General features: G+C 65.7%; 12 protein-coding genes. 9 read left to right on the plus strand and 3 right to left on the minus strand.

Translation table 11 applies throughout. The annotated features are described in order from the left end of the window. Positions 1 to 56 precede the first annotated feature (56 nt). On the plus strand, positions 57 to 2,261 hold the full coding sequence (locus tag ACN9M4_RS15785; protein ID WP_426299486.1) for a S9 family peptidase: 2,205 nt from the start codon (positions 57 to 59) through the stop codon (positions 2,259 to 2,261). Between the two features lie 21 nt (positions 2,262 to 2,282). Here the strand turns inward: ACN9M4_RS15785 and ACN9M4_RS15790 are convergent, their stop codons facing one another. After that, positions 2,283 to 2,834, minus strand: coding sequence for a GNAT family N-acetyltransferase (locus ACN9M4_RS15790; protein WP_426299488.1), 552 nt, complete (start codon positions 2,832 to 2,834; stop codon positions 2,283 to 2,285). A gap of 111 nt (positions 2,835 to 2,945) precedes the next feature. On the opposite strand from ACN9M4_RS15790, the gene ACN9M4_RS15795 reads away from it, so the two are divergent. The 4 genes from ACN9M4_RS15795 to ACN9M4_RS15810 all read left to right on the plus strand — a co-directional run bounded on the left by ACN9M4_RS15795 (position 2,946) and on the right by ACN9M4_RS15810 (position 6,987). Then, the gene (locus tag ACN9M4_RS15795) at positions 2,946 to 3,452 is read left to right on the plus strand and encodes a hotdog fold thioesterase (protein ID WP_426299490.1); all 507 of its coding nucleotides are present in this window, start codon (positions 2,946 to 2,948) and stop codon (positions 3,450 to 3,452) included. 6 nt (positions 3,453 to 3,458) lie between these two features. Beyond that, positions 3,459 to 4,823, plus strand: a complete 1,365-nt coding sequence (gene paaK, locus ACN9M4_RS15800) for a phenylacetate--CoA ligase PaaK (protein WP_426299492.1) — start codon at positions 3,459 to 3,461, stop codon at positions 4,821 to 4,823. Between the two features lie 107 nt (positions 4,824 to 4,930). Further along, a complete protein-coding gene (locus ACN9M4_RS15805) occupies positions 4,931 to 5,539 on the plus strand; it encodes a TetR/AcrR family transcriptional regulator (RefSeq protein WP_074587026.1) in 609 nt (202 codons plus the stop codon). A 155-nt stretch (positions 5,540 to 5,694) separates the two neighbouring features. After that, positions 5,695 to 6,987 (plus strand): HAD family hydrolase, encoded by a 1,293-nt coding sequence (locus ACN9M4_RS15810; RefSeq protein WP_426299495.1) that lies wholly within the window; start codon positions 5,695 to 5,697, stop codon positions 6,985 to 6,987. A gap of 90 nt (positions 6,988 to 7,077) precedes the next feature. On the opposite strand, the gene paaZ is transcribed toward ACN9M4_RS15810, so the two are convergent. Together paaZ and ACN9M4_RS15820 are read right to left on the minus strand one after the other, a co-directional pair. Next, positions 7,078 to 9,204 carry a phenylacetic acid degradation bifunctional protein PaaZ gene (gene paaZ, locus ACN9M4_RS15815; RefSeq protein ID WP_426299497.1) on the minus strand — a complete coding sequence of 709 codons (2,127 nt, stop codon included), beginning with the start codon at positions 9,202 to 9,204 and terminating at the stop codon, positions 7,078 to 7,080. A gap of 121 nt (positions 9,205 to 9,325) precedes the next feature. Then, a complete protein-coding gene (locus tag ACN9M4_RS15820; protein ID WP_426299499.1) occupies positions 9,326 to 10,051 on the minus strand; it encodes a tyrosine-protein phosphatase in 726 nt (241 codons plus the stop codon). A gap of 173 nt (positions 10,052 to 10,224) precedes the next feature. Here ACN9M4_RS15820 and ACN9M4_RS15825 point away from each other — a divergent pair, with 173 nt between their 5' ends. The 4 genes from ACN9M4_RS15825 (at position 10,225) to ACN9M4_RS15840 (ending at position 14,441) form a co-directional block, all read left to right on the plus strand. Continuing rightward, positions 10,225 to 11,247 carry a LacI family DNA-binding transcriptional regulator gene (locus ACN9M4_RS15825; protein WP_426299501.1) on the plus strand — a complete coding sequence of 341 codons (1,023 nt, stop codon included), beginning with the start codon at positions 10,225 to 10,227 and terminating at the stop codon, positions 11,245 to 11,247. 105 nt (positions 11,248 to 11,352) lie between these two features. Beyond that, complete coding sequence (locus tag ACN9M4_RS15830) at positions 11,353 to 12,588, plus strand: sugar ABC transporter substrate-binding protein (protein WP_426299503.1); 1,236 nt, start codon at positions 11,353 to 11,355, stop codon at positions 12,586 to 12,588. A gap of 10 nt (positions 12,589 to 12,598) precedes the next feature. Next, positions 12,599 to 13,582, plus strand: a complete 984-nt coding sequence (locus ACN9M4_RS15835) for a carbohydrate ABC transporter permease (RefSeq protein WP_426299505.1) — start codon at positions 12,599 to 12,601, stop codon at positions 13,580 to 13,582. A gap of 13 nt (positions 13,583 to 13,595) precedes the next feature. Then, complete coding sequence (locus ACN9M4_RS15840; protein WP_426303502.1) at positions 13,596 to 14,441, plus strand: carbohydrate ABC transporter permease; 846 nt, start codon at positions 13,596 to 13,598, stop codon at positions 14,439 to 14,441. The last annotated feature ends 25 nt before the right edge of the window (positions 14,442 to 14,466 follow it).

Genomic DNA, 14,466 nt, shown 5'->3' on the forward strand with positions numbered 1-14,466 from the left:
CTCCCCCGGTAGCGAACGCCCGCCGTTTTGCGCGCGCTGCTCTATATATTGAGTCCATGACCCAGACTCCGCTGCAGAACACCACGGCCGTGCCGCCTGTCGCCAAGAAGGTCCCGTTCGCCCGGGAGCACCACGGGGACGTCTTCGTGGACAACTACGAGTGGCTGCGGGAGAAGGAATCGCCGGAGGTGGTGGAGCACCTCAAGGCCGAAAACGCCTACCAGGAATCCGTGACGGCCCACCAGGAACCGCTGCGCGAGGCGATCTTCCAGGAGATCAAGGGCCGCACCCAGGAGACCGACCTTTCCGTGCCTGGCCGCAAGGACGGCTGGTGGTATTACACCCGTTCGGTGGAGGGCAAGGAGTATGGCATCCAGTGCCGGGTGCAGGCGCGGGACTCCGGCGATCCGGTGGCTGACTGGACGCCGCCCGCCGTCGAACCCGGCGTGAACCTTCCGGGCGAGGAAATCCTGCTGGACGGCAACGCGGAAGCCGAGGGCAGGCCGTTCTTCTCGGTGGGCGGCACCGCGGTGACCGTCGACGGGAACCTCTACGCCTACGCCGTGGACAATTCCGGCGAAGAGCGCTTCAAGGTGCGCTTCAAGGACCTGCGCAGCGGCGAGCTGCTGCCGGACGTGATCGAGAACGCTTTCTACGGCTTGGCTTTCTCCCCGGACGGCACCCGCCTGTTCTACACGGTGGTGGACGATTCCTGGCGGCCCTACCAGGTCAAGGCCCACGTGCTCGGCGCCCCGGTGGAACAGGACGAGGTCCTGTACCAGGAGGACGACCCGGCCATGTGGCTCGGCTTCGAGCTCTCCTCGGACCGCCGCCATCTGGTGCTCAGCATCGGCTGCTCGGAGTTCAGCGAGACGCGCCTGTTGCGCTTCGACGACTACGACGCCGGCCTGTCCACCGTGATTTCCCGCGACGAACACCTGCTGTACGAGGCCGAGCCGTTCCTGCTCGAGGGACGCGAGACCATCCTGCTCACCCACAACAAGGAAGCCATCAACTCGATGGTCTCCCTGGCGGACCCAGCCGAACTCGCCAAGCCGCTCGGCGAACAGCAGTGGCGCACCGTCGTCGAACATTCCGACGACGTACGGGTCAACGGCGCGGGCGTCACCGCCACGCACCTGGTGGTCTCGGTCCGGCAAGACACCATCGAGCGGGTCCAGGTGATCCCGCTCGCCGGCCTCGGCACCCCGGGCCAGGCACCGCCAGTGGAGCCGGCATTCGAGGAGGAGCTCTACACCGCAGGCGTTTCCGGTTCGGATTATGAGGCCCCGGTGATCCGGATGGGGTACACCTCCTACTTCACGCCGTCGCGGGTGTACGACTTCGTGCTGCCCACCACGGAGCAGCCGCAGGGCGAACTGCTGTTGCGCAAGGAAAGCCCGGTGCTGGGCGGCTATTCCGCAGCCGATTACGTCGCCACCCGTGAATGGGCGGTGGCCGACGACGGCACCCGGGTGCCGCTGTCCGTGCTGCGGCATGCTTCGCTCAGGCAGGATTCGACGGCGGCCGGCCTGGTGTACGGATACGGCTCCTATGAGGTCAGCATGGACCCTGGGTTCGGCGTGGCGCGGTTGTCCCTGCTGGACCGCGGCATCGTCATGGTGATCGCGCACATCCGCGGCGGCGGCGAACTCGGCCGGCACTGGTACGAGGACGGCAAGAAGCTTAACAAGAAGAACACCTTCACGGACTTCGTGGCGGCCACGGACTGGCTGGCTTCCTCGGGCTGGGTGGCACCGGGCCGGATCGCCGCGATGGGCGGTTCCGCCGGGGGCCTGCTGATGGGCGCCGTGGCCAACCTTGCCCCGGAGAAGTACGCGGCCGTAGTGGCGCAGGTGCCCTTCGTGGACGCGCTGACCACCATCCTGGACCCGGAGCTTCCCCTGTCCGCGCTGGAGTGGGAAGAGTGGGGCAATCCCATCACGGATCCCGAGGCCTACGCCTACATGAAGTCCTACACCCCGTACGAGAACATCCGGTCCGTGGCCTATCCGAAGATCGCCGCGGTGACGTCCTTCAACGACACGCGTGTGCTCTACGTGGAACCGGCCAAGTGGGTGCAGGCACTGCGCGCTGTTACAACGGGCGCGGAGCCCGTGGTCATGAAGATCGAGATGGACGGCGGGCACGGCGGTGCGTCCGGTCGGTACGTGCAGTGGCGCGAACGGGCCTGGGACTACGCCTTCGTGGCCGATTCACTCGACGCCACTGAACTGCTCCCGGGGGCCGGGCTCAAGTAGCCCCCACCGAGCAACGCGGGGTCAGCGGCGGCGCCATTCGGAGTCGAGCATGGCGTAGATCAGCTCCGTGGACCACTGGCCCTTGTAATGCCAGTTGTCCACGAGGGTGGCTTCCAGCCGCATGCCCAGCCGTTCGCAGATCCCGGCCGAGCCCTTGTTGAGGGCGTCCAGCTTCGCGTCGATGCGATGGAACATCAGGGTCTCGAAGCCCAGGCGGAGCACCGCCGTCGCGGCTTCGGTGGCGTAGCCATGCCCGCGTCCGTCCGGTGCCATGATCCAGCCGATTTCCGCCTGCCCCGTGCCCGGGAGCCACTTCAGGACCACCTCGCCGATCAGCCCGGGCTGCTCCGCACGCTCGATGGCCAGGCAGGCCCAGTCCCCCTCCTTCTCGAAGGTGAAGTTGGCGTAGCGGCCCAGGGCTTCCATGGCCTGCGTGAGGCTCAACTCGGGCCGGAGCAGGAACCGTGCCGTCTCCGGCAGGGACTGGTAGGCGTGGAAACGTTCGAGGTCGCCGGCTTCGAAGCGGCGCAGCAGCAACCTCTCGGTGCGGATGGGCAAATCGATGCTTGGCATGCTCCGAGGCTACCCCTCCGTCCCCGCCCCAACCGTTGTGGCCCTTGACACTTGCGCTGATCTGGGATTACCTAATGAACATTCGGTAAATAAAACTGGAGGCAATGACGCATGGTTGAGACCGCGCTTTCCGATGCAGTTCAGGGGCACGGTGCAGTGCAGCACCATCTCCTCAAGAACGACTACGCCTCCGAATGGATGGGGCTCGAGGTCATCCGACTCGACGACGGACACGCCACCATCCGGATGACCCTGCGCAAGGAAATGCTCAACGGCTTCGGCATGGCCCACGGCGGAATGATCTTCGCCTTCGGCGACACAGCCTTCGCGCTGGCGTGCAATCCCGCCAGCCCCACGCCGTCGCAAGCCCGCAACATCACGGTGGCTTCCGGCGTCGACATCAACTTCCTGCAGCCCGCGTTCAAGGGCCAGGTGATCACCGCCGTCGCGAACCGCCGGGCGCACACGGGGCGCAGCGGACTGTACGACGTGCAGATCTTCGCCGCGGACCCCACCCCCGTCGAACCCTCCGCGGACCCCAGCCCAGACGACCCCGCCGGCTACGGCGAACTCATCGCCGAGTTCCGTGGCCGCAGCCGCACCATCTCCAAGAAGTAGGCAGACATGACCCAGAACAGCACCACCCTCAACGCCACGCAGCAGGACGCGCAGCTGGACCGTTCACAGTTGGACCCCGAGGAGACCATGTCCCGCGACGAGCTCGAGGCCCTCCAGCTCAGCCGCCTGCAGCACACGGTGGCTTATGCCTACGAGCGCGTGCCGCTGTACAAGCGCAAGTTCGACGACGCCGGCGTCCACCCCTCGGACCTGCGCGAACTCGGCGACCTGGGCAAGTTCCCCTACACCACCAAGGAAGACCTCCGCCTGGAGTACCCCTTCGGCATGTTCGCCGTACCGCAGGAGCAAGTGGCGCGCATCCACGCCAGCTCCGGCACCACCGGCCGGCCCACGGTGGTGGGCTACACGAAGAACGACCTCGCCAACTGGGCAAGCCTGGTGGCCCGTTCCCTCCGCGCCTCCGGCGTGCGTCCCGGCATGAAGGTCCACAACGCCTACGGCTACGGGCTCTTCACCGGCGGCCTGGGCGCCCACGCCGGCGCCGAAGCCCTGGGCTGCACCGTGATCCCGATGTCCGGCGGGCAGACCGAACGCCAGATCCAGCTCATCCAGGACTTCCAGCCGGATGCGATCCTGGCTACGCCCACCTACCTGCTGACCATCGCAGACGCCATGGCCCACATGGGCATCGATCCGACGTCCACCTCCCTGAAGTACGCCGTGCTCGGCGCCGAGCCGTGGACCGAGGAAATGCGCCACGAGCTCGAAACCACCATGAACATCAAGGCCTGCGACATCTACGGCCTTTCCGAAGTCATGGGCCCGGGCGTCGCAGGCGAAGCCGTGGAAACCCAGGACGGCTCGCACATCTGGGAGGATCACTTCCGACCCGAGATCATCGACCCCTTCGACCCGGAGCGCGGCACCGCCTCCGTGCTGGGTGACGGCGAACCGGGCGAGCTGGTGTTCACCTCACTCACCAAGGAAGCGTTGCCGATCATCCGCTACCGCACCAAGGACCTCACACGCCTGCTGCCGGGCACTGCACGCCCGGCGCACCGCCGCATGGGCCGGATCACCGGCCGCAGCGATGACATGATCATCCTGCGCGGGGTGAACCTGTTCCCCTCGCAGATCGAGGAAATCGCCCTGCGGATCCCGGAACTGAGCCCGCACTTCCAGCTGGAAATCACGCGCCCCGAGGGCAAGCGGATGGACACCCTCACCGTGAAGATCGAGCGCCGCGAGGGCGTCTCCCCGGACAGCGGCACGACGGCGGGCCACGCCTTGCGCGAGCAGATCAAGATCCATGTGGGTTCCTCGTGCGTGATCGACGTCGTCGATCCCGGCTCCCTGGAGCGCTCGAACGGCAAGCTGCGCAGGATCTACGACCTGCGGCCCAAAGGCTGAGTACCACAGGGAACCAGTACCACAGGGAACTGCGTACGACAGGGAACTGCGCGCCACCGGGCGCAATCTAAGCGGTCAGGGGAACCGGACATGGGAAAATAGCGGACATGCCGAAGGAAACAGCAACAGCAAGCAAGCGCGGGCGTCCGGGCTACGACCAGCAGTCGGTGCTGCGCATCGCCGTCGACGTCTTCAACCGCCATGGCTACGATGCCACCTCCATGGGCATCCTGGCCGAGAACCTCGGCATCTCCAAGTCTGCGATCTACCACCACGTGCCGTCGAAGGGCGAGCTGCTCAAGCTCGCCCTCGACCACGCCCTGGGCGGCCTGGAAGCGATCCTGGAGCAGCCGGAAGCCACCTCCGGCGCCGCCGATGCCCGGCTTGAGTTCGTGCTGCGGCAGACGATCTCGGTCCTGGTGGAACGGCTCCCCTTCGTCACCCTGCTGCTGCGGCTGCGCGGGAACACCGAGATCGAGCGCAACGCCCTTGAACGCCGCCGCGCCTTCGACCACAAGGTGGCAGCGCTGATTTCGGATGCCCGCGAGGAAGGATCGCTGCGCCAGGACATTGATCCGCGCACGGTCACGAGACTGCTGTTCGGCACCATCAACTCGATCGTGGAGTGGTACAAGCCGGGCGGTTCACTCTCGCCCGAGCGTCTGGCCGACGACGTCATCACCATGGCCTTCGATGGCCTGCACGCCTCGGTTTAGGACCCCGGTCCGGCTTGTCGGCAGCGCCGTCTTCGCCCTAAACAACGCACAGTGCGCGCCACGTTGCACTATATACAACACCCCCACTCCGCTGCTACGGTCTGTTTTCATACCACCTAGTGGTCTGCTTCACACCATACAGAGGGGAATATCGCATGCATCGTGGTACCCGCTTTACCGTCGCAGCCGCCGCCTTTGGCGGCCTCCTGGCACTCACGTCCTGCGCAGGAACAGCAGCCGGCACAGCCCCGGCAAGCAGCGCGCCGCCGTCGGCCTCCTGCCAGCAGTTGGACTCCAAGCTCACTTGGCCCGCCGGAATCCGCGAAAAGCTCCAGGCTGCCATTGACGCCCACAGCACGTGCACAGGAACGTTCAAGGGCGGTACGGCCCCGGTGGCCATCTTTGACTGGGACAACACCGTCGTCAAGAACGACATCGGCTACGGCACCAACTTCTGGATGCTGCGCAATGACAAGGTCCTGCAGCCGGAAGACAAGAACTGGAAAACCACCAACCGCTACCTTACGGACGCCGCGGCCAAGGCCCTCAGCGCGGCCTGCGGTACGGATACCCCGGCAGGCAAGCCCCTGAGGACCAGCAGCGATACTGACTGCGCGGATGAAATCCTGGCCATCCTGGACGACAAGACCCGTGCCGGCCAAGAGGCTTTTGCCGGCTTCAATGCCCGCCGTCTCACCGGCGCCTACGCCTGGGGCACGGCGCTGTCCGCCGGCTACACCGAGGAACAGCTCGGCCAGTTCGCCACGGCGATGAAGCAGGAGAACCTGGCCGCACCCGAAGGCACCATGCAGACCGTCGGCACGCAAAAGGTGGACGGCTACATCCGGGTCTACCCGCAGATCAAGGACCTCATCAGCACCCTCAAAGCCCACGGGATCGTCCCGTGGGTGGTGTCGGCGTCGCCCGAGCCGGTGGTGAAGGCCTGGTCCGGCGAGGTGGGTATTGATGCGGATCACGTGGTGGGTGTGCGCAGCGTCTATGAGAACGGACTGCAGACGACGCATCTGAAGGGATGCGGCGGCGAGCCCGACGGCGCGGATTCCGTCATGACCTACATGGACGGCAAGCGGTGCTGGGCCAACCAGGAAATCTTCGGCGTCAAGGGCGCAGCAGCCTTTGAACAGCTCCCGGAGGACCGCCGGCAGATCATCGCGGCCGGAGACTCCGGCACGGATGTGACGTTCGTGGGAGACGCCACCGAAGCCAGGCTGGTGGTCAACCGAAACAACACGGAACTGATGTGCCGCGCCTACGACAACGACGGCGGCAAGTGGCTCATCACGCCAATGTTCATCGATCCCAAGCCGCAGCGCAGCGAGGCCTACCCCTGCTCCACCAAGGGCTTCACCACCCCGGAAAACGGCAAGGAACCGATCAAGCGGCCGGACGGAACCGTGATCGCGGACCAGAAGGACACCGTGCACTAAGAGCAGGCCTGGGACCGTGCCCGTTCGCCTCGGCGAACCCTACGCAAGCAATCCTCCGGCGCCAGTCGGCGCCGGAGGGTTCCGCACTGTTCAGGCCTGCACTGCAGGCCCGGCAGCCTGTTTCGCCACGAGCGTCAGCACATCGTAGGTGGCCACGGTCTCGTCGTTCTGGTTCGTCAGGACGGCATCCCAGGCGACCTCACCGTACTCATCGGTCTCGCGCGGGGTGATCTTCTTGGCCGTGAGAACCACCCGGAAGGAATCCCCCGCGGCCAGGGGCGTGGTGAAGCGCAGGTTTTCCAAGCCGTAGTTGGCCAGGACAGGCCCCGGCGCCGGGTCCACGAAAAGCCCGGCGGCCCAGCTGAGCTGCAGGTAGCCGTGCGCCACGATGCCCGGGAAGAAGGGGTTGGCCGCGGCGGCGTCCTGGTTGGTGTGGGCGTAGAAGGTGTCCCCGGTGCTGTTGGCGAAGGCGGTGATGTCCTCCAGCGTCACCTGACGCAGCTCCGAGCGGAAGGCGTCGCCGATCCGCAGCTCGGCCAGGGACTTGCGGAAGGGGTGGACGCCCTCGCTTTCGAGGGTGAAGTTCCGGTCCGCTCCGCTGTGCCAGACGCCGGTGACGGCGGTCAGCATGTTGGGAGAGCCCTGGATGGCGGTGCGCTGCATGTGGTGCAGCACCGAACGGATGCCGCCCAGTTCCTCGCCACCGCCCGCGCGGCCCGGGCCGCCGTGCACCAGGTGCGGCACGGGCGATCCGTGGCCGGTGGAGGTACGGGCGTCCTCTCGGTTGAGCATGAGCACGCGGCCATGGTGCGCGGCGATGCCTGTCACCAGCGCCTGTGCCACGGAAGGATCGTTGGTGCAGACGGTGGCCACCAGCGAGCCGCTGCCCAGGGCGGCCAGGCGGATGGCGTCGTCCAGGTCGCGGTAGCCGATCACGGAGGATACAGGGCCGAAGGCCTCGCGGGCGTGGACTTCCCGGGCGTCGGAGTCGGCCCAGCTCAGCAGCAGGGGCGACATGAAGGCGCCGTCCTCGACGACGCCCACTGTGCCGTCGGCGCGGGTGACCGACGGCGAATCGAGAGTTCCGTACGCGAGTTCACCGCCGGCGTCGAGCATGGACTGCACGGCCGCGCGGACGTCGGCGAGCTGTTCCAGGGACGCGAGCGCGCCCATGGTGACGCCCTCGGCCCGCGGGTCGCCGAGCACGACGCGCTCGTTGATGCGGGCACCCACGGCGGCAACGACGTCGGATACCAGGTCCTGCGGAACGACGGTGCGGCGGATCGAGGTGCATTTCTGCCCGGCCTTGACCGTCATTTCAGTCACGACGGACTTGATGAAGGCGTCGAACTCGGGGGTCCCGGGTACGGCGTCCGGGCCGAGGATGGCCGCGTTCAGCGAGTCGGTTTCGGAGGTGAAGCGCACACCGCCTGTGACGACATTGGGGTGCGACTTCAGCGCGTTGGCCGTGGAGGCCGAACCCGTGAACGCCATGAGGTCGCGGTAGTCGAGCTCGTCCAAGAGCGTGCGGGCCGGGCCGGAGACGAGCTGCAGCGAGCCTTCCGGCAGGATGCCCGATTCGACAACGGCCCGCACGACCGCGGCGGCGAGGTACCCGGAGGGCGTGGCCGGCTTGGCGATGGTGGGCACGCCGGCGAGGAACGCGGGGGCAAACTTCTCGAGCATGCCCCAGACCGGGAAGTTGAAGGCGTTGATCTGCGCGGCGACGCCGGGGATGCGGGTGTAGATGTGTTCGCCGGCGAAGGAACCATCCTTGGACAGGACCTCCATGGGCCCGTCCACCACCACCTGCGAGTTGGGCAGTTCGCGGCGTCCCTTCGAGCCGAAGGTAAAGAGGACGCCGATTCCGCCGTCGATATCGATCATCGAGTCGATCCTGGTAGCGCCGGTCTTGAAGGAGACCTCATAGAACTCTTCGCGACGGGCGTTGAGGTACTGGGCAAGTTCCTTCAGTTTCAGCGCGCGCTGGTGGAAGGTGAGCTTGCCCAGCTCGCGCTGGCCCACCGTGCGGCCGTAGTCGACGACGGCGGCCAGGTCCAGTCCTTCGGTGCTCACCTTTGCCAGCACCTCGCCGGTGCTCGCATCGCGGACGGGAACGCCATCCGCTGCCGCGGCGGGCGCCCACCAGGCACCCTGGACGAAGCTGGGGACGGGCTGCACTGCCGTTACTTCCGGTGCGACTGCGGTACTGGTCATCGTCGACGGGTCCTTCCAAGGCCTGGGCGTGAACGGAACCGAACGGCGGAAACCATCTGGGAAAATTACTGACCGGCCGTTCGGTAATCATTCCAAGAATACCTGACGGCCCCTGCCCCTGTTAATGGGCCGCCGGGGATTCCTTCAACTTGGAACGGACCGCCTCGATTTCAGCGGCGGTGAGCCCGTTGGCCAGGAGGAAGCCCGGGACATCCAAGGAACGGATGAACTCCAGCAGGCTTGCCTCGCGGGTTTCGAGCAGGGCCTCGAGGCTGGCTTCGTCCAGGTAGCGTTCATGGACGTGCGGCACGCCGTGGGTGCGGTGGCGTTCGTTGATGCCGCGCATTCCCTGCCGGTAGCCGCGGACGATCTCCTGCTCGCCGGCGCCGGCGAGCAGCTGGAGCATGACAGCGACAATTCCACTCCGGTCCCTGCCGGCCGAGCAGTGCACCACGACTTTTCCCCGGGCGGCCGCGATCACCTTGAACACGGCGGCAAGCCGGCCCGAGAAAAGCCGCAGGTAGTGGCCGTAATGCGCCGGATCCTTCAGGTAGGGACCGAACAAGGCGCCGAACTGCTCGGCGTCCGGGTCTTCAGTGGGACACTGCACCACGTCGAAACGGAGCATTAGTTCCGCGGGAACATCCGGGTCGGTGTCCCGAGGCTGCCGTTCGCGCGGGCTCCGCAGGTCGATCACCGTGCGGACGCCGTCGTCGTACATCTGCTGCCAGCCACCCGCGGTGAGCCATTCGCGACGGCCCATCCGGTACACATCGCCGGCGATATGCCAAGCGTTCACGGCACCGTCCCAGCGGACGCCTCCCCGACGCGATGCCCTCCCATCCATACCTGCCAGCTAAGCACAGCTGCAGGAAAAGCCGAAGGGAGTCTTGTATCGGCGACGTGACGCGTGTCATACTGTCATTCGATACGCATCGACGATACGTATCGACGAGCCACACTCGGGGCATAATGGCCACGATGCAACAGCTACCCGGCAGCGACAAAGGAGGCCTGGCAATGCCCACCAGCAAGGACGTAGCCCAGGCGGCCGGCGTCGCACAAAGCACCGTGTCCTATGTCCTCAGCGGCAAGCGACCCATTTCCGAGAAGACCCGGAAGAAGGTGGAGGCTGCCATCGAGCAGCTCACCTACCAGCCGAACGCCGGCGCCCGGGCCCTGGCCGGACGGCGGACCCATGTGATCGGCCTGGTGATTCCGTTCATCCCCGAACTGCACATGGCCTCGATCATGGAGTTCGTTTCCGTGATCGCCAACACCGCCCGCCAGTACGATCACGACATCCTGCTGGTCACGGAGGACGAAGGCGCCCCCGGGCTCCGGCGGGTCGTGGGCCAGCAGATCTGCGATGGGCTCATCCTCATGCAGGTGGAGGGCGAGGATGAACGCCTTCCGGTGGCCCGCAGCCTCAACGTGCCGGTGGTGCTGATCGGTATCCCCCGGGACCCCTCAGGGCTCGTCTGCATCGACGCCGACTTCGAGATGGCCGGCGAACAGTGCGTGCGCGACCTTGCAGCCGCCGGGCATTCCGTGCTGTCGGTGATCGACTGGCAGCCGGAAGTCGTCAACCGCCACGTGAACTATGTTGACCGTTTCATGCGCGGCACCGACAAGGCCGCGAATGAACTCGGCGTAAGAGTGCTCCACCTTCCGGGCGGGACGGACAGGGACGTCATCGCGGACTCCGTGGACAAGGCCTTGGCCGAAACCACGGGCACGCCCGCGTTTATCGCCCCGGACGGCACCGCCCAGGACGTCCTCCGGAGGGCTTTGGCCAGCCGTGGCCTGACACCGGGGCAGGACGTTTCCGTAATCGGGAGCGCCTCCCCCACGCTTGCCGAACTCCAACCCATTCCGCTTTCCACCATCGACCTCCGCCCGGCCGAAGTGTCGCGCCGGGCGGTCAAGATCATCTGCGAACTCCTCGAAGCCGGCAGCCAGGGACCACACGAATCCCTGGAGCTGGTGCCTACGGTCATCACGCACCGTTCCAGCACGCTCCGTCCACCCCACGGCGCCTAAACCCCTTCCCGCAACCGCCTTTTCAGTCGATGCCTCTCGATGCGCATCGTCGATACGCATCGACAATCCGACGATCCACCATCCCACCACAAGAAGGAACAGACAATGAAGTCAGCACGCAGGACTACCCGTCCCCTCGCCCTGGCCACCGCCACGCTTCTTGGCCTGCCGTTGTTCATCTCGGCCTGCGGAGCCACTCCGGCGGCCTCGTCTTCCGAAAACGTCACCGAAATCTCGGTGATGGACTACTACAACAACGAACCCGACAAATCGTTCATCGGCGACGCACTGACCTCCTGCGGCACCAAGGCCGGCGTCACCATCAAACGCGAAACCGTCCCCGGCAAATCGCTGATCTCCAAGGTGCTCCAGCAGTCCTCGTCCAAGACCCTGCCGGACGTCCTCATGCTGGACAACCCGGACCTTCAGCAGATCGCCGCCACCGGGGCGCTGGCGCCCCTGTCCGACTTCAAGGTGAGCACGGAGAACTTCGCCGAAGGCGTGCTCAGTGCAGGCACATACAAGGACAAGGTGTACGGCCTGGCTCCCACCGTGAACACGATCGCCCTCTTCTACAACAAGGACATCCTCTCCAAGGCCGGGGTCACGCCGCCCACCACCTGGGACGAACTGAAGGCAGCGGCAGCCAAACTTACAGCCGGGGACCAGTACGGACTGGCCTTCGATGCCAACCCCACGTATGAGGGCACCTGGCAGTTCCTTCCCTTCATGTGGTCAAACGGCGGTGATGAGAAGAAGATCGACACTCCCGAGACCGAACAGGCCCTTCAACTCTGGACTGATCTGGTCAAGGACGGCTCAGTGTCGTCCTCGGCCCTGAACTGGACCCAGGCGGATGTGAAGGACCAGTTCATGGCCGGCAAGGCCGCCATGATGGTCAACGGTCCGTGGCAGATCCCGTCCCTCGACAAGCAGCCATCCCTTCACTACGGCGTGGTGAAGATCCCGGTCCGGGAGGCCGGCCAGACTGCCGCAGCACCCCTGGGCGGCGAAGTCTGGACCGTCCCGCAGACGGGAAACAAGGCTCGCCAGGCAAAGGCCGCCGAGGTGGTTGCCTGCATGAACAGCGACGAGCACCAGCTCTCGATGGCGAAGGCCCGCAACACGATTCCGTCCAAGACCACGCTGGCTGAGAAGTTCGCAGCCGAGAACCCCAAGCTCGCGACCTTCACTGAACTGATCAAGACTGCCAAGGCGCGCACCGGCGAACTGGGCGAAGAATGGCCCGGCCAGGCCACCAAGATCTACACGGCAATCCAGGCCGCGCTGACCGGTAAGGCTTCTCCCGCAGACGCCCTGAAGCAGGCCCAAGGCCAGTAAGAAGGCGGCCATGTCACTGACAACCGACGTATCGCGCACCGCATCCCGGCCGGGGACCGGCACGTCCCGGTCCGGGGGCGGCGAAGCGCAAGCCTCACGGCGACGCACCCGCATGCGCCGTGAGCGCATCTTCCAATGGCTTTTCCTGGTGCCTGCCGTGGTCTACATGGCGTTGTTCTTCGGCTACCCCGTGGTGAAGAACGTCGTCATGAGTTTCCAGGACTACACCACCGCAACCTTCTTTACCGGTGAAGCCCCCTGGGTGGGCGTGGCCAACTACGCGACCGTGCTGTCGTCGTCGTTGTTCTCAACTTCGCTGCTGAATACGGCACTGTTCACGCTCGGATCCATCCTGGGCCAGTTCGTGATCGGCCTGGCGCTTGCCGTTTTCTTCCAGCGCAAGTTCCCTCTCAACGGCATCCTCCGTTCGCTGCTCCTGCTCCCGTGGTTGTTGCCCCTGATCGTCTCCAGTGCCGTGTGGCGCTGGATCCTGGACAAGGACAGCGGTGCCCTCAACCGCTTCCTGGGTGACCTTGGCATCATCCACACCGGAGTTCCGTGGCTGACCAGCACCTCCTTGGCTCTGATTGCCGTGGTCGGCGTGAACATCTGGATCGGCATCCCGTTCAACCTCACCATCCTGTACGGCGGTCTCCAGGAAATCCCGGACGAACTCTACGAGGCCGGATCCCTGGACGGGGCCACGGGCTGGAAGGCGTTCCGCCACATTACCTGGCCCATGCTCCGTCCGGTGGTCAGCGTGGTGCTGGTGCTCGGCGTCGTCTACACGTTGAAGGTCCTGGACATCATCCTGGGCCTGACCAATGGCGGCCCTGCCAACTCAACCCAGACAATCGCCACCCAGTCCTACGATTTGTCCTTCCACGAGTTCAAGTTCGGCGAGGGCGCGGCGCTGGGCAACGTGCTGGTGGTCATTTCCCTGGTCTTCGCGGTGCTGTACCTGCGGGCCAGCCGACGCGCAGTGGACGAGTGAGGAAACCATGACAATGCAACTGGCCCGCCAAAGCGCGGGCACCGCCACCGCTCCCTCCCGCAGGAGCTGGGGGTACACGGCACTGGCCGTTCTTTTTCTCGCGGTCATGCTGTTCCCGGTCTACTGGATGGTCAACGCTTCCCTGCAGCCCAACGGCACCACCTTGGAAACCTCCTGGATCCCGCTCAAACCTGACTTCACCGGCTACGCCACTGCCATCAGCGAGCAGGCAGGCAACCTCGGCACCAGCCTGCTCATCGCGCTGGGCAGCGTTGCGTTGAGCCTGGCGATCGCGGCCCCGGCAGCCTACGCACTGGCCTATTTCAAGGTCCGCGGTGCCGGTGTGGTGCTCTTCGCCATCCTCATCAGCCAGATGATCCCCGGAATCGTCGTGGCCAACGCCCTCTACACCGCGTACAACGACCTCGGCCTGCTCAACTCGATTCCGGGGCTGATCCTGGCCGACTCCGCCCACGGCATTCCGTTCGCGATCCTCATCATCCGGGCCTTCATGAACGGCATGCCTGCCTCGGTCATCGAGGCGGCGCGCGTGGATGGGGCGGGGCATGTCCGGGCGTTCTGCTCGATCGTGGTTCCGCTGAGCCGGAACTCCCTGATCACTGCCGGGCTGTTCACCTTCCTGTTCGCCTGGAGCGACTTCCTGTTCGCCCTGACCCTGACCACCACCGAGGCCGTGCGGCCCGTGACCCTGGGCATCTTCCAGTACATCGGCGCCTACGTGAACGACTGGAGTTCGGTCATGGCGACGGCGGTACTCGCCTCCATCCCGGCCATCGTCCTGCTGGTCGCAGCCCAGAAATACATCGCCGCCGGAACCACCGGCGGCGCGGTCAAGTAGACCGCATCTCAGCAGCTACAAGGAG

The sequence above is a fragment of the Arthrobacter sp. R-11 genome (assembly GCF_049913155.1).
GTDB lineage: Bacteria > Actinomycetota > Actinomycetes > Actinomycetales > Micrococcaceae > Arthrobacter.